22 protein-coding genes are annotated in these 21,243 nt (G+C 37.7%); 13 read left to right on the plus strand and 9 right to left on the minus strand.

The window, feature by feature from the left end:
- Positions 1–32: 32 nt before the first annotated feature.
- Positions 33–944 carry a methanogenesis marker 7 protein gene (locus J2756_RS07510; protein ID WP_209584242.1) on the minus strand — a complete coding sequence of 304 codons (912 nt, stop codon included), beginning with the start codon at positions 942–944 and terminating at the stop codon, positions 33–35.
- Complete coding sequence (locus J2756_RS07515) at positions 929–1,462, minus strand: hypothetical protein (RefSeq protein ID WP_209584244.1); 534 nt, start codon at positions 1,460–1,462, stop codon at positions 929–931. Before J2756_RS07515 ends, J2756_RS07510 begins: the two co-directional genes overlap by 16 nt.
- A 439-nt stretch (positions 1,463–1,901) precedes the next feature.
- On the opposite strand from J2756_RS07515, the gene J2756_RS07520 reads away from it, so the two are divergent.
- The 5 genes from J2756_RS07520 (at position 1,902) to J2756_RS07540 (ending at position 6,211) form a co-directional block, all read left to right on the plus strand.
- Positions 1,902–2,114 (plus strand): TRAM domain-containing protein, encoded by a 213-nt coding sequence (locus J2756_RS07520; RefSeq protein ID WP_209584245.1) that lies wholly within the window; start codon positions 1,902–1,904, stop codon positions 2,112–2,114.
- A 52-nt stretch (positions 2,115–2,166) separates the two neighbouring features.
- Positions 2,167–2,835 carry a 2-phosphosulfolactate phosphatase gene (comB, locus tag J2756_RS07525; RefSeq protein ID WP_209584246.1) on the plus strand — a complete coding sequence of 223 codons (669 nt, stop codon included), beginning with the start codon at positions 2,167–2,169 and terminating at the stop codon, positions 2,833–2,835.
- Positions 2,836–3,027: 192 nt separating this feature from the next.
- Complete coding sequence (locus J2756_RS07530; RefSeq protein ID WP_209584247.1) at positions 3,028–4,185, plus strand: TraB/GumN family protein; 1,158 nt, start codon at positions 3,028–3,030, stop codon at positions 4,183–4,185.
- Between the two features lie 158 nt (positions 4,186–4,343).
- A complete protein-coding gene (locus J2756_RS07535; protein WP_209584248.1) occupies positions 4,344–4,556 on the plus strand; it encodes a DUF1922 domain-containing protein in 213 nt (70 codons plus the stop codon).
- Positions 4,557–4,609: 53 nt separating this feature from the next.
- Entirely contained in the window at positions 4,610–6,211 is a 1,602-nt protein-coding gene (locus J2756_RS07540; RefSeq protein ID WP_209584249.1) for a GTPBP1 family GTP-binding protein, read from the plus strand.
- Between the two features lie 104 nt (positions 6,212–6,315).
- Here the strand turns inward: J2756_RS07540 and J2756_RS07545 are convergent, their stop codons facing one another.
- Positions 6,316–7,167 (minus strand): TIGR00269 family protein, encoded by an 852-nt coding sequence (locus J2756_RS07545; RefSeq protein ID WP_209584250.1) that lies wholly within the window; start codon positions 7,165–7,167, stop codon positions 6,316–6,318.
- A gap of 35 nt (positions 7,168–7,202) precedes the next feature.
- Here J2756_RS07545 and J2756_RS07550 point away from each other — a divergent pair, with 35 nt between their 5' ends.
- Positions 7,203–7,505, plus strand: a complete 303-nt coding sequence (locus tag J2756_RS07550) for an MTH1187 family thiamine-binding protein (RefSeq protein WP_209584251.1) — start codon at positions 7,203–7,205, stop codon at positions 7,503–7,505.
- Positions 7,506–7,796: 291 nt separating this feature from the next.
- On the opposite strand, the gene J2756_RS07555 is transcribed toward J2756_RS07550, so the two are convergent.
- Positions 7,797–8,891: a DegT/DnrJ/EryC1/StrS family aminotransferase gene (locus J2756_RS07555; protein ID WP_342593120.1), complete on the minus strand. Its 1,095-nt coding sequence runs from the start codon at positions 8,889–8,891 to the stop codon at positions 7,797–7,799.
- A gap of 282 nt (positions 8,892–9,173) precedes the next feature.
- Entirely contained in the window at positions 9,174–10,103 is a 930-nt protein-coding gene (locus J2756_RS07560; protein WP_209584255.1) for a CPBP family intramembrane glutamic endopeptidase, read from the minus strand.
- A 147-nt stretch (positions 10,104–10,250) separates the two neighbouring features.
- Here J2756_RS07560 and J2756_RS07565 point away from each other — a divergent pair, with 147 nt between their 5' ends.
- The gene (locus J2756_RS07565) at positions 10,251–11,432 is read left to right on the plus strand and encodes a tRNA (guanine(10)-N(2))-dimethyltransferase (protein WP_209584257.1); all 1,182 of its coding nucleotides are present in this window, start codon (positions 10,251–10,253) and stop codon (positions 11,430–11,432) included.
- 198 nt (positions 11,433–11,630) lie between these two features.
- Here J2756_RS07565 and J2756_RS07570 read toward each other — a convergent pair whose 3' ends face one another.
- Positions 11,631–12,311, minus strand: coding sequence for a hypothetical protein (locus J2756_RS07570; RefSeq protein WP_209584259.1), 681 nt, complete (start codon positions 12,309–12,311; stop codon positions 11,631–11,633).
- Between the two features lie 462 nt (positions 12,312–12,773).
- Here J2756_RS07570 and J2756_RS07575 point away from each other — a divergent pair, with 462 nt between their 5' ends.
- From J2756_RS07575 to J2756_RS07585, 3 genes are all read left to right on the plus strand, one after another.
- Complete coding sequence (locus J2756_RS07575; protein ID WP_209584261.1) at positions 12,774–13,532, plus strand: DUF4013 domain-containing protein; 759 nt, start codon at positions 12,774–12,776, stop codon at positions 13,530–13,532.
- A gap of 63 nt (positions 13,533–13,595) precedes the next feature.
- The gene (locus tag J2756_RS07580; RefSeq protein ID WP_209584263.1) at positions 13,596–14,279 is read left to right on the plus strand and encodes a DUF4013 domain-containing protein; all 684 of its coding nucleotides are present in this window, start codon (positions 13,596–13,598) and stop codon (positions 14,277–14,279) included.
- 253 nt (positions 14,280–14,532) lie between these two features.
- Positions 14,533–15,240 (plus strand): DUF4013 domain-containing protein, encoded by a 708-nt coding sequence (locus J2756_RS07585; protein ID WP_209584265.1) that lies wholly within the window; start codon positions 14,533–14,535, stop codon positions 15,238–15,240.
- Positions 15,241–15,432: 192 nt separating this feature from the next.
- Here J2756_RS07585 and J2756_RS07590 read toward each other — a convergent pair whose 3' ends face one another.
- Together J2756_RS07590 and J2756_RS07595 are read right to left on the minus strand one after the other, a co-directional pair.
- The gene (locus tag J2756_RS07590) at positions 15,433–17,292 is read right to left on the minus strand and encodes a glutamate synthase-related protein (protein WP_209584267.1); all 1,860 of its coding nucleotides are present in this window, start codon (positions 17,290–17,292) and stop codon (positions 15,433–15,435) included.
- Between the two features lie 11 nt (positions 17,293–17,303).
- Positions 17,304–18,017 (minus strand): GltB/FmdC/FwdC-like GXGXG domain-containing protein, encoded by a 714-nt coding sequence (locus J2756_RS07595; RefSeq protein ID WP_245315983.1) that lies wholly within the window; start codon positions 18,015–18,017, stop codon positions 17,304–17,306.
- Between the two features lie 118 nt (positions 18,018–18,135).
- Between J2756_RS07595 and J2756_RS07600 the strand changes: the two genes are divergently transcribed.
- A complete protein-coding gene (locus J2756_RS07600) occupies positions 18,136–18,693 on the plus strand; it encodes an ArsR family transcriptional regulator (RefSeq protein WP_342593121.1) in 558 nt (185 codons plus the stop codon).
- Positions 18,694–18,931: 238 nt separating this feature from the next.
- Here the strand turns inward: J2756_RS07600 and J2756_RS07605 are convergent, their stop codons facing one another.
- Positions 18,932–19,153 carry a hypothetical protein gene (locus J2756_RS07605; protein ID WP_245315984.1) on the minus strand — a complete coding sequence of 74 codons (222 nt, stop codon included), beginning with the start codon at positions 19,151–19,153 and terminating at the stop codon, positions 18,932–18,934.
- A 129-nt stretch (positions 19,154–19,282) separates the two neighbouring features.
- Between J2756_RS07605 and J2756_RS07610 the strand changes: the two genes are divergently transcribed.
- Both J2756_RS07610 and J2756_RS07615 read left to right on the plus strand, forming a co-directional pair.
- A complete protein-coding gene (locus tag J2756_RS07610) occupies positions 19,283–19,765 on the plus strand; it encodes an Lrp/AsnC family transcriptional regulator (protein ID WP_209584273.1) in 483 nt (160 codons plus the stop codon).
- A 417-nt stretch (positions 19,766–20,182) separates the two neighbouring features.
- A complete protein-coding gene (locus J2756_RS07615; RefSeq protein ID WP_245315985.1) occupies positions 20,183–21,241 on the plus strand; it encodes a histone deacetylase family protein in 1,059 nt (352 codons plus the stop codon).
- The last annotated feature ends 2 nt before the right edge of the window (positions 21,242–21,243 follow it).

A 21,243-nucleotide genomic window follows, 5' to 3' on the forward strand; every position in this document is an offset into this window, starting at 1 on the left:
ATTTTCAGATCATGGGCGATTTAAGTGATGAATTAAATTATAGATGTTTCTGGAAGGAGTTTCACCATTGTGTAATCGTACATGAAGGATTTTTTTATCTCTGAAATATCTCCAAGTCTGTAATCGCTTACAACAACATCTGCAATATCCTCATGGAATTTTTCATAATCCAGTTTGACCCTTACACCATCAAGCTGACTTACAACAGGTACTGGAGAGTAAACCTCTTGTATTGCAGGTACCTGGTTTTCTATCTCAGTCTTAACGAGTATTGAGGGCACTATTGGTGGGTCATCTGCCATTTCCCTTCGTTTATTGTCCAAAATTTCTTCAACAACCTCAACAAGCTTTCTGAGGGCCCTTATGTTTTCTCCCCTTTTGAGTCTTCGAGGTATCCTTCCAAGACCTCCAACATATGCATCTGCACCGGGCAGTTCAGACACATCAAGGTCTGGAGCTCCTGTTACAACTATTGGTATGTCTATATCATCAAATAGATGAGTTTTGTTGGTTATGCACTCCCTGAAGCTTCCAAGGGCGAAGACTGCAAGGTCATGCTCTGCTATGAGGTTTTTTTCATCCTCAGATATTCTTGATATTTCCTTTCCAGCCCCCCTTGCGAGTCCTATCATGTTGTCCTTTGCACCGTAACGGCGCAGGTACTCCGAAATATCACAGGCAGAGTGTGGAAGGTGCTGCCTTGCAAGGGTTGGGGCAACTATGGCTATTTCTGTACCTGCCATTGGGGCTATTTTAACCTTTCCAAGAAGTTCCTTTGCCTTGGATTCAACCATTTTCACGTCTTCAATTGGAACGGCCAGTGTTAGGACAAGATCCATCTGACTCGTGGTTTCTTGAAGAATAAAACCTCCCAGATCTTCTATAAGCTCGTTCATTTCTTCGTGCTTGTGAATTCCACCCGTGTAAGTTAAAGTTTCATACATAATCTTTTCTCCAAGATGTTGTATCGTAATTTAGCCCTTTCTACAGGGTTTAATGGTGCATTTTTGTGGGAGGGTAGTTCAACAGCCCTATCTCCCATGGTACTTATTTCATCAACCAGTTCATCCTTCATATAATCTGGGTAAACCAAATAATCCTGATGTACAGATACTGTCATGAATCCCATATCTTCAACAATTTCCCCTAAGAAGTTTGAGTATACCTTAACTTTCATGTTTTCATTATCGGATGGATCCACTGAAGTGCCTGCCGTAGATTCACAGCCCACATCCTTAACAAGGGGTTTTGTTCCAAATACCTTTGAAATTTCTTTTAAACTTTCATTTATCTGTGAAAATGTGTTCACCTTGATCTTCAAAGATTTCATATTGGTATCTGTCTCTGAAAGTACAACTGCAATATCTGCATCTGTAGAATCTGGATGCTTCGTGACTTCAAAGTCCTGAACTCCTGCAAGTCTAAGTATCTCCTGACACATGGGAGTCGTAACAATCTTCATTTAACTTTAACCTCGATTAAACTCATGTATTCTGAATAAGTTTTAAATTCCTAGATGTTTTAAAAGGATTTATTTTATCCCAATTCTATCCATTGATTGATTAAGGTTTTATTAAAGTTCCTTTTATTATGTTTTGTGTTTAATGTTCAATTCAGATTCATCCCTCAAATCATCACAACGAATTCAAATCTGGATTTGAATGAACTGATTATGGTTTATCTATTGATTGCTTACTATGAAACTGAAATATATATTTATTTAATGGAAGGATTTAGGAATCTCTTTTCTGATTATCTAGTGGGACTGAGATAAAATCAAAACCAGCCCATGAAAGAGATTCTGTTGAGAACATGTGTTCTGCAAAATATTTATATAATTGGTGAAACAAAAAAAAATATGTATAAAGACTGTTTTAAGTTGGTCTGAGGATGTGAAGGAATTGTTTAGGGTAGATGAAAGTCCAAGTACAGCTCCAATTAAAGAAGGGGAAGAATACGAAGTTAAAATTGAAGATGTAGGTAAAGAAGGCGATGGAATAACTCGCGTTGAAGGTTTCGTCGTGTTCGTGCCGGACACTAAGGTCGGGGAAGAGGTCAAAGTTAGAATAACTTCTGTAAGAAGACGTTTTGCCTTTGCCGAGAAAGTCGAGTAATTATCAAGAGATCAAACTTTTTTTTAAACTTTTTACTATTTTTGGTGTTTAAATGAAGATTTCTTTAAGTTTAGAGAATTCAAATTCTAAGGATGTTACAATAATGGTTGATGCTCTACGCGCCAGCACCACCATGATCACTGCCCTTGAAAATTTTCAAACCATAATACCCGTTAAAAACATAGAAGACGCGGAAAAACTTGCCTCAAAGTACTGTGCTGTACTAGCAGGAGAAAGGGGAGGTGCAGCAGTGAAAGGTTTTGACACTGGAAATTCTCCAGTTGAAATTCAAAATTTCAAAGGGGAAATTCTCGTTCTCACAACCACCAATGGAACTCGGATACTTGAAGGACTGAAATCAAAAGCACTGGTAGGTTCCTTTGTAAATGCTGAATCCGTTGCAAAAAAGGCTCTTGATATCGCAGAAAACCATATCGATGTTGTTATGGCTGGTGTGAATGGAAGATTCGCAATTGAAGATTTTCTGGGTGCTGGAGCAATAATATCCAACTTGCAGGATCATGCCCTTGATGAAATGGCACTTGCATCTGTCATGGCTTCACAGAACAAAAATTGGGTAAATATTGCAGTTAAAACTTCAAAATCAGCTCAAGGACTTTATGAACTGGGATTGGGTGATGATGTTGACTTCTGTCTGAAATACAACATATACGACACCGTCCCAATGTACAAAAACGGGAAAATAAAGAGAAATTTATGAACCATACAAGAGCTTCAGTTTAAAATCCATGATGAAACGAAATTAAATATTCATAAATAATAATATATATTGGATCAATTGTATTGATAGTGTTGGTTGATGAAAAGTTTTTGGTTCAATCAACTTAACTCATTTTAATAAAAATTAATAGTGTAAACTCTTCAGAATTTAAAAGATCAAAGTGAGAAACAAATGGCACCAGAAAACCTTAAAATAATAGGTACAGCACATGTATCAGAAAAAAGTGTTGAAGAAGTCAGAGACACCATAATAAACGAAAATCCAGATGTTGTGGCCATAGAACTCTGTCCAAATCGTTACTACAACATGCTGGCCGAGAAGAAAGGGGAAACAAAAAAAGACCCATCAATACGTGAAATTATTAAGGGAGATAATTTAGGACTTTTTCTTGTGAGCAGTTTTTTATCATATTTCCAACGAAAAATTGGGGATGATCTGGGGGTTAAACCAGGTTCAGAAATGATGGCAGCCATAAAAGCTGCAGAAGAAACTGGTGCAAAAATAGCTCTTATAGACAGGGACATCCAGGTAACCCTCAAAAGGGCAATGAACCAAATGAGCATCTGGGAAAAGATGAAATTTTTCTATGGATTTATAGCCTCATTTTTTGCTAAAGATGATGAAATAGAAGATGTTGAGAGTATAAAAGAGGGAGACATGCTTGAAGAGGTTATGGAGTACTTCAAGGAAATGTCACCTAAAGCTTACCATGTTCTGGTCACAGAAAGAAATGCCTACATGGCCCAGAGACTTCTGGATATTGATGCAGAGAATGTTGTTGCAGTTGTTGGAGCAGGACATAAAGAGGGCATAGTTGAGTGCATGGAACATCCAGCAAACATTCCACCTCTCCAAGAGTTGATGACACTCAAGGAGTCAAGAATCTCATTGGGAAAGGTTTTACTCTTCTCAATACCTGCAATATTCATTCTGATATTCATAGGAGCATTTTTAAGTGGTATAAACATTAAAACAAGCCTTTTTCAGTATGTTATGCTTACGGGAGGACTTGCATTTCTTGGATCGCTTCTGGCAGGATCTAAGATATACTCTGCAGTAACTGCATTTCTTGTAGCACCTGTAACTGCAATACACCCTCTTCTTGCTGCAGGATGGTTTGCAGGAATAGTTGAAGCCAAATTCAGACACGTTTCAATGGAAGATATGCACAACATCACCAAATGCGAGAGTTTCAGGGAGCTTCTTCAGAACAATCTTTTCAGGGTGCTCCTCGTTGTGGTTGGAGCCAACATTGGATGTTCCATAGGCACCTTCATATCCATACCAGACGTTATATACCCCCTGTTCAGCAAGATAATTGGACTTTGAAGAACATAGTCAATGCTAATTGCTTTTTATTATTCAAAACTTTTTATTATTCAAAAAAAACAAGGTTATTCAATTAAAAAAAATATCTCATTACCATGGAACATTATATAAATGAAGATCAACTACTACCTAAGTAACTGAGACGAGAAGTGATCTTAATGTATTTAGTGTTTAGATGTGATTGTGGCCGTGCAATATACGCTAAGGAGGGTACGGCACGTAAAAAATGTGTTTGCGGTAAAAACCTTAAGGTTAAAGAACGCAGAATATTTGCTAAAACAGAAACAGCGGAAGATGCCTCTGAAATGGTCAGAAAGCTTCAGGAAGAAAAATATGGAGGCGCAGTCTTCACAACAGCAGATAAAATTTAAAAATTAATATTAAATTCCCCCTAATAAAACCAAAAAATCTAATCTGAGTTCCCATGACTGATAATATCTACGATATTACAAAAAAGGGCGAAAGGCAAAACATAGAATTTAAGGAAAACCTTAATAGAGATTATCATCTCAAAAAAGAAAGGAAACAACAGCTTGCAAGCCAGATGAAATATCGGATGGAGCTGGGAGATGGTGAAGCAGTTTATTTTATAGGTGTTCATGATGATGGACATCTAATTGGTCTCTCCAGAGAAGATTTTGAAGAAACTCTTTTTGTACTGAAATCACTGGCAGAGGAAGTTGATGCTGAAGTTTTAGACATGGAAAAACATCCAGCAGAACATGGAGATGTTGCAAAGGTTCTGATCAGCAGATCCCACGATCCAAAAAATGAGCATATGCTGGTTGGGGTTGCAGGACACGTGGACCATGGGAAAAGCACACTTGTTGGGACATTAACCACAGGAACACTTGACACTGGCTCCGGAGGAACCAGAATATTCCTGGACGTTCAGAAACATGAAATAGAACGAGGACTTTCTGCAGACCTTTCATTTGCAGTTTATGGATTCTGCAATGAAAAGCCTGTACGCCTTAAAAATCCACTTAACAACAGGGAAAAATCCAAGATCGTTGAAAAATGCGAGAAAGTGGTTTCATTCGTGGACACTGTTGGACATGAACCCTGGCTTCGAACCACAATAAGGGGTATCGTTGGTCAGAAGCTCAACTACGGCCTTCTGGTTGTTGATGCATCCCAAGGACCCACACACATCACAAAGGAACATCTTGGAATTATACTGGCAATGGAAGTTCCTGTGATCGTTGCAGTGACCAAGATCGACACTGCAACTGACGAGAGAGTTCTTGAAGTTAAAAATGAAGTTTTCAAGCTTCTGAAACTGGTTGGAAGAATTCCCTACATGGTAAAATCATTTGAAGATGCAGATTTCGTTGCAGAAAACATGAACCAACACATCGTACCTGTTTTAAAGGTTTCAGCAGTTACAGGTGATGGTCTGAAACTCCTGGACGAACTTTTTTTAAGGTTGAAAATATCTTCAAAGGATGAAGATCTGAAAAAACCGTTTATGATGTACATAGATAGGATATATTCAGTTACTGGTGTTGGAACAGTTGTAAGCGGCACGGTGCGGCAGGGAAAAGTTAAAAAAGGAGATAAAATTCTTCTTGGACCAAGTGGAACTGGTGAATTCATGGAGATCAGTGCAAAATCCATTGAAATGCACCACTACAAAAAGGAAACTGGTGAATCCGGAGAAGTGGTGGGCATCTCAATAACTGGAGCAGATATGGATGATATAAGGAGAGGAATGGTTGTTTGTCATGAAAACTATCCTGCAATGGCTGTGAGAGAGTTTGAAGCTGAAGTTGCAATATTCGTCCATCCAACAACCATAAAAAATGGTTACGAATGTATAACACATATAGAAACCATTGCAGAAACTGTTATTTTTAAGCCCCTTGATAAAGAATACCTTTCAGCTGGAGACAACGGCCGGATAAGAATGAGATTTAAGTACAGGCCATGCTGTATACATGAAGGTCAAAAACTCATATTCCGTGAGGGAAGAAGTAAAGGATTCGGAACAGTGACCAAAATACCATTAAATAGGATCAGTTAATTAGGATTAACGAGTTACTGGTAATTAAAGGAGTTAATTAGGATTAATGATAACTTAATTAGTCAAATAAAACCCTAATTCATATTATAATAGTGTTCTATAAATTATCTGCTTTTATTTATTTCTTCAATCATTTCACATGCCTTGCAAATGCTCAGAGATGATGGTTCTCCACATCGTGTGCATTCACCCATTTTTATCCGCTTTTTAGGGAATTCAAAACTTTTATCAAAGGACTGAAGTATTGAAAGCTTTGTTCCCTGCCTTCGGGATTCCAGGTTGTTCAAATAATTCTTCATCTTAGCCCTGAGGGAACTGTGGGAGTATGGGCATTCTGCAAAGTGCACATCCACCCCATTCATAACCGCCCATATCCCAACATCCCTTTCAGGAATTTTCCAAAGGGGTTTTATCCTTGGAACAAGTTTGGGGTGTATCCTGTCGAGTTTTGGCCCGAACTTGGTGAACCTTCTGAAATCTGCCCTTGCAAAACTCATCAAGAATGACTGTATTTCATCGTCCAAATTGTGGCCAGTTGCAAGTTTATCAGCCCCCATTTCAAAGGCTGTTTTGTTTAGAAGGTACCTTCTGAAAACCCCACATGGAATGCATCCACTTTTGTACTGGTTTACAATGTCGTCAAGTGTGAAGTCAAATTCTTCCTTGAATGATTTTTCAATGAGCTCAACATCCATGTCCGATGCAAATTTTCTTGCGGCCTTTATACCATCAGCACGGTATCCTGATATTCCTTCATCAATTGAAACTGCTTTTAATTCAAAATTAAAATCTTCCCTGAATTTAGAAAGTAGATTAAGGGTTAAAATACTGTCCTTTCCACCTGAAAGCCCAACTACAACCATTTCTCCAGGTTTTATTAGTTCATACATTTCAACAACAGTTCTTGCAGTGTTTTCTATGTAATCTGTGAATCTTTCTGGATCCAGTGCTTTCATAAAAATTATATGAAAACCTGAACATAAATAGAAGTATGATATCTGCTGAAATTACAATAATTCCCATAGGAACCTCCGGGACCAGTTTAAGCCGTTATGTGGCTGCTGCAGTTTCAGCCCTGAAGGAAGTGGGAATAAAATATGAGTTAAGTGGAATGGGAACTTTGATGGAAACTGAAAACCCCCAGGAACTTTTTAAAGCAATTGAAGCTGCACACGAAGCTGTTTTCCGTGAAGGTGCTGAGAGAGTTACAACAAGCGTGAAAATAGACGATAGAAGAGATGTTAATCGCAGCCTCAAAGATAAAGTGTCCTCAGTTGAGAAGAGACTTAAATAGGGTCAAAATCACCTTTAAACTCAGTTATAAGCATCAAGTTCTGTAATCTGCTTTGATACTTCATTAAAATATATGAAGTAAATGCAGATGTAGACTAAATAGGTTTAAAAGTTTTTTTTGAGATTAATAAGTTTGAAAAAGGTTTTTGGAAGTAGATTAGTTTTGGGAATAAATTAGTTTTTGGGAATAGATTTCTGAATGCGGTTGATAACTTATCAATAAATAATATCTTTTGGTAGATAAATCCAAAAAATGAAATGAATGAAAAAATGAAAGAATTTGAAGTTGATTCTAAAAGATGGTTTCTGAAGCCTTTTCAAGGGTTGAAACTATTTTTTCAAGGTCTGATTTTTCAAGTGAGGGATGTACTGGTATTGAGATTACACTTGAAGCTGCCTCTTCTGCTTCTGGACAGGATACCTTGAATCCCATGTCCTGATAGATCTTCTGCTGGTATATTGGTTTTGGATAGTGTATACCAGTTCCAATTCCCTCTGCATTCAAGAATTCAATGAGATCATCCCTTTTAGCCTTATCAACACGTATGGTGTACTGGTGGAAGACGTGCTTCACATTTTCAGGTACTGTAGGTGCTTTTATCCCATCTATTTTTTCTATTCTGCTGGTTAAGTATGCAGCATTTTCAATTCTTTTACTGTTGAATTCATCGAGCTTTTTAAGCTGAACAAGACCTATTGCAGCTGCAATATCAGTCATTCTGAAGTTGTAACCAAGCATGACATGAGTGTAGCGCTGGCTTTCACCATGGGCCCGGATTGCCCGTGAAGCATCTGCAATGCCATCATCATCAGTTGTTATCATTCCGCCCTCGCTTGTGGTCATGTTCTTGGTTGGGTAAAAACTGAAGCAAGCTGCATCTCCTATTGATCCAACCATTTTACCATTATAAATTGCTCCATGAGCCTGTGCAGCATCTTCTATGACTTTGAGATCCTTCTCCTCTGCTATTTCGCATATTGGATCCATGTCTGCAGGCTGTCCGTAAAGGTGTACCGGCATTATTGCTTTTGTTTTGTCTGTTATGGCTTCAGATATCTTTTCAGGGTCCAGGTTGTAGGTTTCTGGGTTTACATCCACAAAAACTGGTTTTGCACCCACGTAGAGTATGGAGTTTGAGGTTGCTGCGAATGTGAATGGTGTGGTTATTACCTCATCTCCAGCTTTTATACCTAGAGCAAGGAGTGCTGTGTGGAGTGCTGTTGTTCCTGAGCTTGTTGCAACTGCATGTTTCACTCCAATGTACTCTGCAAATTTTTCTTCAAATTCTGCAACCTTCGGGCCCTGGGCAATGAACCCTGACTTTAAAACCTTGACAACTTCTTCTATTTCTTCATCACCGATAAGCGGCTTGGCAATTGGTATCACTATTTTCACCTTATTATCTGTCTTTTTAATCAATTTAAAACCAAATTTTTTATATAAATTTGTATAAACCTTAAAAATCATTTTATAACATTTATTTACATTAAAAACATTTTATATGTGCGGATCATCTGCAAATAACTATTAGTAAAAAATGTGGGTTTGAATCCGTCCTTTGAACCTGTTTTCATATTTATCTGAAACTCCCAAGTTCTGGTATGGTTTCACCATTCAAAGGTTATGATGGGATTTTATATAAATATTGGCAATCCTCAATAAAATGGTTCATGGATTAGAATCCTTCCATTTGAATATGTTAAGAAGCTCTGTTTTTTTGTTCCAAAATAGGATGGTTATCATTAGCACTGCAGCGATTAAAATTCCAATGGTTCCTGTAACAGCATCTGATTGCTGTACAGTGATTACTGAGGGTAGGTTGCCGAGTCCTGAATCCGTTGAGTTATAGACAACTGCAACGAACATGTTATTTGCTATGTGAATCCCCATAGCTGTTTCCAACCTGTTTTCACCGAGAACTATGATCCCCAACATTAAACCAACTATGAAGGTACCTAAAACCATCATCACACTCATCTGAAGGTCTGTTCCGTTGAAAAAATGCACTGAAGCAAATACAATGGATGTTGTAACCAATGGAATAACAGGTTTTTTGGAAAGAAGACCAAAAGCCTGCATAAGGTATCCCCTGAAAAAGAGTTCCTCAAATGATGCCTGTATTGGAAATGCAAGGACACTTAGAATGAGAAGTACGCCGAAGGTTTTTGGGTTGAAGGTTATCTGGTAACCCTGAATACCTGTTGTCATCAGAAGGGGTGTGAAAGTTAGGGCTACTATTAGAGCTGTCCAGATACCTGCACCCTTTAAAATCTTCATCCAGTCCATTTTTCCAGTGGTATTTATAAGGGATGTGAATTTTTTCTTGTGCATGAACCGTACACAGATGTAAAAAAGTAAAAATGATATTCCATAGGCAATGAAGACTATGAACAGGAAGAACATTGAATTTGAGGTTATGGATGTTAAATCAAGCTGATAAGCATTTGAAGCCCCGTAAACATAATATATTATCATTAAAACTGCTACCAATATTCCTGTGGCAAGTATCGCCCCACCCCATGATATAGTTATGGTTAAAAGGTATCTCCACCAGTTATTTTTACCCTGTGATCCATTATCTAGAAATGGGTTGTGCATTTAATTCCTCCAGTTTATAATTGAATGAGTAACATAATGTAGGTTGTAAGGTTCAGCATGACCAGTGAAATTCATTATGTAAGCTCATGTTCAATTAGTAATGTTCAATAACAAATAATTAAATCTTGTTACCGGTGGTTCAGGAAGATGGATGAAACACATATAGATGAAAAAACCATTCACGAAGGAAAAGTCACGATAAAAGTGCCTCATTTCGATAAAGTATCAGCAAAAGCCCCTGTATTTTATAATCCAGTTATGGAACTTAACAGGGACATTTCAATTGCAGCAATAACTGTTTTCAGCCAGGATGCTGACTTTATCAGTATCTGCGACTCCTTTGGAGGTACTGGAATACGTGGCATAAGATACTCCAAAGAAATAGAAAAGGTTCAGAATGTTGTTATAACTGATTTAAACCCCCTTGCAGTTCAATTTGCAGAGAAAAACATTGAAGAAAACGAAACAGAAAATGTAAAAGTCTACAGGGAAGATGCCAACATCATGCTTCGCAGGTGCAAGGGAAAATTTGATGTTGTGGACATCGACCCCTTCGGAACACCCTCACCCTACCTTGAATCTGCTGCAGCCAGTTTAAGGGCTGGAGGAATGATCTGTGCCACTGCAACAGATACTTCTGCCCTTTGCGGTACCTACACCGAACCCTGTATTCGTAAATATGGTGCAATGCCATTGAAAACTGATTACTGTCATGAGAACGGAATAAGGATACTTGCAGGTTTCATGGCCAGAACCTTCGCCAAGTACAAGAAGTTCATTGAGGTCCGTTTCTCCCACAGTACCGAGCACTACATGAGGATCTATGCAACAGTGGGTAAAGGTGCTAAGAATACCGATGAGTCCCTTAAAAATCTTGGTTACATAACACACTGCGATAAATGTCTTAAAAGAACTGTTTTCAAGGGTTTGACCCCACAAATTCCAGAGGAATGTCCTGAATGTGGAGGTAAACTCCGGGTTGGAGGTCCACTCTGGTGTGGTGCCATAATCAACAGGGATTTCACAGGGAAGATGATTGAATCTCTGGATGAATTGAAGTTGAATAAAGAAAATGAAGTTCTTAAACTCTTTGAAACATGCTATAAGGAAGCTGAAGCCCCCATAGGTTACTACGACATCCACAAGGTCTGTAAGAATCTGAAGATAAGTTCCCCACCCCTTATGGACGTTCTGGAAAAACTTCAAGAAGAGGGTTACTTCGTTTCAAGGACTCATTTCAGTCCAGTAGGAATAAAAACTGATGCTGATGTTTCTGAACTTAAAAGAATTGTTTTGAATGTTAAAGATTCTGTTGAAGGTTCAGATTAAATCCCTGATTTGAACCTATCAAAGCCCAGTATTATCTCCTATTTTTTATATTTTTTTGATTATTTTTAAAATACGTTCTCATGTAATTTTTTGTAAATAGTACATGTAAAAGATTTAAATATTTAAAAAAGTTCTTTAAAAAAAGTAGTGTTTGATTAGGGAAAGGGATCCTGTACCCTAACTCTAAAAACACGTTCTTCATTCATAATTCAGCATGTTGTGGGTGTAGTAGTACTGGAGCTCCGATGCATGCTGCAGCTCGAAGTTTCTGTAGGGGCTGTTGAGGTATGGGAATATTTCCCCTGAAAGTACGTAGTAGTAGGCTGCAAACCTTCCGTACTGTTTCCAGCATACGTAGTAATAGAGTGGGAAACCACAGCCTGGATTGATTATTGCACTTCCAGCCCTTGCAGTTCCGTGCCATACCATGGGTATCGGACCCTGTTGACCATGGGCTTCTGCTTCTCTCATCACCTCAGCCCATGCATCATCGTAGTTGTCGAACTCCTTACCGTTTACCATGATCTTCCATTCATCATCTGGAACCCCAAAGAGGAAGTACTGCAGTACTTGACCCCAGTCTATAGTCGTTGATGGTGATGATTCAAATGCCATTTCAATTATGTAAACTCCATTTTCATTGTAACTCAAATATCTAGAAGTCCCCTTGTAATGCGCAACAATAGCACACTTAGAACCTCGATCCTGCGCGTACTGAGCTAAAAGTTCTGAATGCTGATGCCCAGGGTACATATCGGGATTTGCAAGTTTTACAAATGCCAATCTTCCTAGAGGAGTTACATCACCAGCTTCGCTTGAAATATAAAGGTAACCCCCAAAGAATATGAGAATTACCAATAAAATTACGTACCATTTCATTACTTCACCTTGTAAAGTTTTATGAATCCTTATATCGGACCATGGATTTATTCTTTTTATTATTTTTCTTTTTATGGTTTATTTTTTTATTTCCATCCCTTATGGAAGTTTTTATCTTTTTTTTGTTCTATTTTTCTTTTTATATGCTTTCCTTATCCTTTTTGTTTCCTTTTCGGAAAATTCACAATTATGGTGAAACTTTTCTTACTTTTTGTTTTATTTTCTATTTGTAGTTATGTCTATATCCAGAGTAATTTCAATGTTCAACTATCCAAACATACTTTTTGCTTCAGTCATTGAAACATGAAATGGTGTTAGAATGAAGAGAAGGATATTCTCTAAAATGAAGATTTTTCTTTTTACTTCATATATATTAAAGTTTGCTACTTGCGATTTATACTCTCTATTTTATATAAAAATAATTTCATATTATACATATTGATCAAAATGGAGGTGAAAAAAATGGAGATAGGAGAACTCGTATCCGATGCCCTTCGGTACCCACTTTCTGATTGGCAAAAACTTTTAATCTTGGGAGTTGTTGTGATTTTAAGTAGTATTTCTGAACTTGCAAGAATGCTCGGTACAACGAATTCAGCAGTGATAATAGTATTAGGAATCATCGGACTCATATTCAGCATCTTAGTATCCGGTTACATGATAAGGATTATAAAAGCATCCTTAGCCAATATTGCAGAGATTCCTGCAATGGAGGACTGGAAAGAGATGTTCATAGATGGTATTAAAGCAGATGTAGTTGGAATAATCTATGCAATACCTGCTATTTTAATCATAATAATTTCAATAGCACTGGCAGCATTAACCCTTCTTGGAAGCACCAGTTTATCAGATCCTGCAGCATTACTAGGTCTTGCAGCAGGTGCAGGAATTGGAGGAATAATTGCACTTTTGTACATGCTCATAATCACTCCAATAATTGCAATTGCAATAACCAACATGGCGTATCAGGACGAATTCAAAGCAGCATTCAGATTCAGCGAAATCATGGCCAAAATATCTGAAATAGGTTGGGGAAACCTTATAATCTGGTACATCGTTATGATAGTATTATTCATCATACTGAGCATTATTGGAGGAATTATAACCGGCATATTCAGCATTATAACTCCAATACTCGGAACTCTGATATTTGATCTCGTTGTAATGCCCTACATCTACATGTTCCTTTCAAGGTCTGTAGCTCTGGAATACGCAGGATAACAAAAACCCCAATTCTTTGTTAAAATTTTTTAAAAAAATGTTTGAAAAATTGAGGTGAAAAAAATGAATATTAGTGATATAATATCTGACTCCATTAAGTACCCATCCTCAAACTGGGGAAAGGTGCTTATTCTGGGAGTAATATGTATAGCATCTATTTTAATAGTTCCAATATTTTTAGTCTACGGATACGTATTTAGAATAATAAAAGCAACCCTTGCTGGAATGGACGAACTTCCTGAATTTGATGAAATTGGAGAGATGTTCGTTGATGGTTTGAAGATACTGGTTGTGGGTATTGTTTACGCAATTCCAGTATGGATAATAGCAACCATCATTGGATTGATCACAGGGACTGGAATGGGAACAACCACTACAAGCTTAGATCCAACTATGATGTGGGCAGTTCTAGGAAGTAGCATAGTTTTCATTATTGTTGCATTGATTGTAGGCCTCGTGGAGATCATGGCAATTGTCAACATGGCTTACTACAACGGAGAACTTGGAGCTGCGTTCAGATTCAGTGAAATTCTCGACCGCATAGCTCAGATTGGATGGGGAAAATACATTGCAACCTACATCGTCATCGCAGTAATAGGATTCATAGCATTCCTAATAGGCTGGCTCACAATGTTAATCCTAATAGGTTTCATCTTACTGCCACTGATAATCGTTCCATACATCACAATGTTCAGCTCCCGTGCAATAGCATTATTATTCGCATCAACTGAAGAAGCCATAGAATAATATCTGATCTTTTCTTTCTATTTTTTTATTTTTTAACTCTTGATTAAATCCAGAATAACTTTTAAAATTAGTATTATAATTTATAAAGACTCATTTTTTACGTTTTAATGAAATATGAATCATTTTAATTTAAAAAAAGGATCACGATACTTTTTAGTTCTGTAAACAAATTTTTCAGGGCTTAAAATTCAAAATCTATTTATGGTAATATCTTCATAAAAGATTCATATTAAAACACAGGAGGTAAAAGAAAATGGACGTTGGAAACGTTATGACAGACTCAATTAAGTATCCCTCTTCGAATTGGAAGAAGGTTCTTATACTTGGGGTTATGATCCTTTTCAGTTTTTTAATCATCCCATTATTCGTAGCACTTGGATACTTCTTAAGGGTTTTAAAAGCATCCTTAGCTGGTCTGGAAGATCTTCCAGAGTTTGATGAATGGGTGGATATGATAGTGGATGGAATTAAAGTTTTTTTGGTTGGGATTGTCTACAGCCTACCTGCAATAGTGATCCTAGCAGTTTCAATGATAGCAATATGGGGATCCCTAAGCTCCATCACGGCAATGCAAAGTGCGGGGATGTCTCCAACAACTGCACTTGGAATGTTCACTGGAATCGGATTCGTTGGTATGATCGTTGCAATGCTTTACTTGCTTATTATAACACCAGTACTCTACGTTGCAATTGCCAACATGGCCTACAACGAAGAACTGGGTGCTGCATTCAGATTCAGTGAAATAATTGGTTTGATATCCCAAATTGGATGGGTTGATCTCATAGTGTGGTACGTGGTTGTGATATTGATTGGATTTGTTGTATCCTTCATAGGAGGCATAATTGGCATAATTCCGATTATTGGAGGCATAATAGCAGCTTTAACCGTGTATCCTTACTACAACATATTCCTCTCAAGAGCCATAGCTTGGCTCTATGCATCTGCATTCCCTGAGGAGTAATTAAAAACAACATATTCTCTATTTTTTTATTTTTTTTAAATAAATATTCTTAATAACCTGTTTAATGCGGATTCTAGAGGGAATAAATTTAAATCTAAAATTATATTAACTGAAAAATTGAAAAAAATAAAAAAATTTAAGACCAAAAAAAAGTAAGGGCAGTTTTTCAGAATTTTGAAACTGAAATTATTATCATGTTCCAACAAGCCTCAAACCTGTTATGTCCACAGAACTTGAATTCAAAGCCCTTAAATCTTCAGTTGAAAAGTCCCTTATGTCTGAATGTCCTGCAAGCTGGGCAAGCATCTTTGTCTCTTCCGTAATTGATTTTATGTAATTTGCAACCCTCATGGCAGCAACATCAACATCCAGCCGTTTTCTGAGGTTAGGATCCTGTGTTGCAACACCAACCGGACATTTACCTGTGTAGCACATCCTGCAGGCACGACAGCCCATTGCTATCATTGCTCCAGTTCCTATGTACACTGCGTTGGCTCCCAGTGCCATTGCCTTGGCAACGTCTGCACCGCTTCTTATTCCTCCTGTTATTATGAGGTCCACATCATCCTTCATACCGATTTCTTCAAGTCCTCTGACAGCCTGTACAAGGGCAGGGAGTGTTGGAACACCAGTATGTTCAATTACAACTTCTGGAGCTGCACCTGTTCCTCCCTCCATTCCATCGACTGAGATTATATCGGCACCTGCCTCTGCAACGATCTTAACATCTTCATCAACCCTTCCAGGTCCGAGTTTTACGATGATTGGAACCTTCCAGTCTGTTACTTCACGGAGAAGTTCTATGTGTTTGGCAAGGTCTCCCTCCCTTGTGGAGTCAAGGAATCTTGCAGGGCTGAGTGCATCTGTTCCCAATGGTATTCCACGTATCTTTGCAACCTCTGGGCTGACCTTTTCAGCCAGGAGATGACCCCCCATGCCGGGTTTTGCACCCTGACCTATCTTCACTTCAATGGCATCTGCACTGCGAAGGTAATCTGCTGAAACTCCAAATCTACCTGAGGAGTATTGGACAACCAGATTATCAGCAAAATCCCTCTCCTCTGGAAGCATTCCTCCCTCTCCAGTGTTACTGCATGAACCTACAAGGGTTGATCCCTTTGCAAGGGCAAGTTTACACTCCTTACTGAGGGCTCCAAAGGACATACCTGCTATGAGTACAGGAGTTTCCATAACAAGGGGATTTTCAGCGTTCCGAGTGCCCAAAACCACCTTTGTATTACAGGATTCCCTGTACTTGTCAACCGGAGCTATTGAAGCCTGTGCAGGCAGTATAACTATGTCATCGAAACTTGGAAGCCGTTTTTCAGTACCAAATCCCCTGAGCACATACTTCCCTGCCTTGGAAGTGTACCTGATATCTGCTATAGTTCTTGGATCCCATATACTTCCCCCTTTTGTTGGTAAAAGTACTGGACAAGCTGCCGTACATGATCCGCACATTATACAACGGGTTTTATCTATCTCCGCATGATCACCGACTATCTTTATGGCGTCGGTTGGGCAGACTATTTCACAGTTTCCGCAGAACACACACAGTCCCTCTGTGTTGGATGCAAGATCCCCTGAAGGAGACAGTTCCTTGGTTGAGTTTCCGGATATTCTGCTTTCCATCTCAAAACCTCTTTGAAGGCCCGTTGCAAAGTCTTTTATATCCACAACTTCAAGACATCCTGCCTTACATGATTCAACACATGCTGGTTTTCCACCGTCCACCATGCATTGCTGTTCACATTTAATCATTTCATTCTCTGTGCAGTTTATACTACCTATTGGGCACATAAGCATACAGAGTCTGCAGCCGATACATCTGTCCTGATCTATCTTTACAATTCCGTTTTCCCTGTATATAGCATCTCTAAAGCATCCTTTGATACAAGAAGGATTCAAACACTGCTGGCAAACCACTGCATGGTACCCGTTTGTCATTTCATGCAGGAATAAAGTGTTTTCACCGGTTGCCTTTGTGCATGCATCAATACAATCGTTACAGCCATCACATTCCGTGGGTTTTGTTAATAGTATCTGTTTCATTGGATCAACACCTACTCATCGTCCTGTTTACCGTAAAATGGTCTGAGATTTTTAGGTTCTATCTTCTTAAAATCTTCAATATCTTTGTTTATACTATAGTTGGTGAACAGCTTCAGCAATTTCTCCTTGTCATCCCCCTCAAGGGGCTTTACTTTTGCATTTGTACCTGTTTCAAAGTTTCCTGCAACGTATATCGTGCCCCCTATCATCCAGTCACCTGTATCAAGTCCAGCATCACCTGTAACTATTATATCACCACTCAACATGTAAAGACCTGCAAGGTTTCCAATGTTTCCCTCTACAATTATGGTTCCACCCTTGTTGAGTTGGCCAACAGCGTTTCCAGCATCCCCATAAACCATTATCGTCCCATTACAAAGTCCAAATCCAACACCTTCCTCTGCAGATCCATTTATTAAAATTTCACCAGATGTCATGTTGTCCCCAACGTACCTACCAACATGCCCCTGAACTTCAATGTGTGCTCCATCATTAAGAGCCCCTAAAAAGTCCCCTGCATCTCCATTCAGAATTATATCTGCATCTTCACCTAACCCCACAGCTATAGAATCTAGTTTTCCATGATTTTCCAGTAACAATTTTTTTTCAGGTTCAAGAGCTTTTTTTATCTCAAGGTTCAACTGATGTGTTGACAAACCCTCTGCAGTTATTTTACTTTTAGATTGCAACGTTTTAACACCACCCATAGTTTTTATATCTTCCATCTGAAATCCTTTAAAAAAATTCTAAGTTAAATTGAGGTTAAAATTCGTTTTATAATAAGGTTGCTATTTATATAACATTTAACTTATACAATTCCATATTGAACTGAGACAACTGGAGGTGTTTGGTTTGAAAACCCTGATAACCAATTTAAATGGGCATTGCCTTTTCAATGCTTCAAGAAAAACACAAACAGAGGGCCTTATAATTTTACATGAAGGAAAGTACAGGAAAACTGATCTTGAAGATTTTCTCAAGGGTGGAGACATAAAAATAGAAACAGAAGATCCCTATGAAGCTTGCAGGAGAATTGAGGAAATTATCAAAGGCACAAAAAAACATGGCAGAGTATTTGTAGCATATAACGGCAGAAATTTAGGCCCTCTTTTAAATTTTGTAGCAAACAAGGTAGGTGTTGATGGAATATTCACGTGTTACAACGATAAGGTAGTAAGATTGCCCCTTTTGAAGCTGGATATATCGGGAACAAAGCTGAAAATACTTAACATACTTTACCTTAAAGATTTAACAGCCCGGGAACTGGGCGAAGAGGTAAAAATATCACGTGCAATGGTTTATAAACATTTGAAAGGCCTTATGGAATTGGGTTTGGTTAAAAAATCCGACTCCTTGGAGAAATACTCCATAACCAATGCAGGTAAACTTTCAATTTCATGAATATTTAAAAATAAATATTTAAAAACTTATAAAAACATTGAACTGCTTAATTTCTGTGTATACATTAGGAAAACACTTGTTGATGAAAATTCCATTTATAAAAAACGCAAAATAAATATATGAATTGTGGGATACTCCCTCTAAGATCGGGTGATATTCATAGAAAAATGTTGAATGAAGTTCTTTTGGTTTAATTTTTGTTTAGCCTTAAAAATAGATAAAAATTGAATTGAAGAGTTTATTCAACAGGGTATTCAATTCGAAGTTTGTAACTTGCCCTTTCACTTAAAAGAACTGTTCCCGGAACGAAATAGTCTTCAAATTTCTTCACTTTCCTTATGATACATGGATCTATTTCAATGTTCTTTGTGTAGGAGCTACACTCTTCATCATCTATCACTCCCTTTTTAACAAGTTCTATGTATCTCATCCTTATGGTTTCCTCGTTTAACAATCCCATTTTAACCCCCATATAATACAGTGACAAAACTTATATTTAAATTGTTTGCATAAAATTATAAAAATTGTATAACTATTTATAGAATAAAGGTCTTAAAGATAAACATTGTTCAGTGAAATGGTGAAAGGTATGAAAAGTATTGATGAAAAAGAGAAGACAACAGACATAGATGAAATCGATAAGAAAATCCTGGATTTGTTCAACGAAGATGGTAGAATGTCTTACAGAAAAATAGCCAAACGTTTGGATATCTCAATAGGTACAGTGCACAACAGAATAGAAAAACTAATGAACACAGGCATAATCAAAAAATTCGCACCTGTCATTGACCATGGCAAGCTGGGTTACAATCTCACAACAATAATAGGAGTCCGTGTTAAAGGAGGTATGCTAAAAAACTGGGAAGACAAAACAGCTTTCCATAAGAACGTGCTCTGCATGTACGATGTAACCGGTGAGTTTGACGCCATCCTAGTAACACGTTTTAAGGACACAACAGAACTGGACGAATTTATTAAAGCCCTTCTTAAAGAGCCAGATGTTCAGAGAACCTACACACAAACCGTTTTGAACATAGTTAAAGAGGATATCAGTTCAAGTAAAATGATCTAGACCCCTGAAATTAAGAATTTCAATTTACTCTTAACATATATTTGAATACAAAAGCCCCTTTTATGAATTTGAAACAGTGCTTTATGATAAAATTCAAAAAATAATTCTGTTATGTATTGAATACTAAAGAATTTCTTTTGGCGCCATATCAATAAGTTGTATTAATAATTAAGATATTAAAAGATTTAAAACTTTAATTAAACATTAAAAATAGGATTTAAAGTTTAAATAATATTTAATTATTTTTATTTTCTTATTTAAGCCGTATAAAACTCTTTTTAAAGGAATTTTTAAACCAGATGAGTTAATAGTGTCCATTTACATAATTCTACTGGAGAATTGTTGTTTCGTAGTTTTGTAGGATCGAGTTTTTTTACGGATCGAAGCTCAAATAGATGTTGGGAGACCTTAAATTTGATGTCCATTGTATATTCAGAGGACTATAGAAATCATTCAACAGGAAATCATCCTGAAAATAATTCACGCATTACCCACACAATGGATGCCGTCCAAGAACAAATAAAAAAGGGCTTTATTGAAGAAATTCCAGTTTTAAAACCTGAAACTGTGTCCAAACAGGATTTATTCAGGGTTCATACAGAACAACATGTTGAAATGGTTCGTTCCTTCTGTGAGGGAGGTGGGGGTTACCTTGACTTCGATACATTTGCATCGCCTGAAACCTACAGCACAGCAAAGCTTGCAGCAGGAGGTGCAGTAACTGCATCAAAACTGGTTTTAAATGGACATGACTTTTCTTACTCCATTGCAAGACCTCCAGGACACCATGCAACAAGAGATAAGGTCATGGGTTTCTGTTTCTTCAACAACCTGGCTGTGGCAGTTGAGTACCTCAGAAAGGTTCATGGTGTAAAGAAGTTTTTCATAGTGGACTTCGATGTTCACTACGGTAATGGAACTGCTGAAATATTCTACAACGACCCAAATGTTCTTTATGTATCCATTCACCAGGACCCTAACACAATTTTTCCAGGAAAGGGTTTTGTGGAAGAAACTGGAGATGGTGGAGGGGAAGGCTGTAACTTGAACATTCCCATGCCCCCAGGATCAACAACATCTGATTATACCTACATCCTTGACAGAATTCTGGAACCTGCAGCCACTGCCTTCGGTGCTGATTTCTATTTTATGGATGTTGGATTTGACTGCCACATGGAAGATCCCCTGTCAAATATGGGTATTGATGATGAGTTTTTTCCATGGATTGGAGCAAAAATGAAGGATATTTCAGGTTCCATGGTTCTCATACTTGAGGGAGGGTACAACCTTGAGGTTCTCAGAAGGTGTAATGTGAAACTAATAAATGTGTTGACAGAGGAAGTAAGTATTGAGGAACTTACTGATATAAGGAATATGGAAAGTTATCTTTACAGAGGTGGGGATGATATTAATCCCAAAACAGAAACCTTGTTTAAAGTTATTCAAGATACATTTTCACCATTTTTCGAATTTTGAGG

This window comes from Methanobacterium aggregans (genome assembly GCF_017874455.1).
In the GTDB taxonomy this organism is placed as follows: Archaea; Methanobacteriota; Methanobacteria; order Methanobacteriales; family Methanobacteriaceae; genus Methanobacterium_C; species Methanobacterium_C aggregans.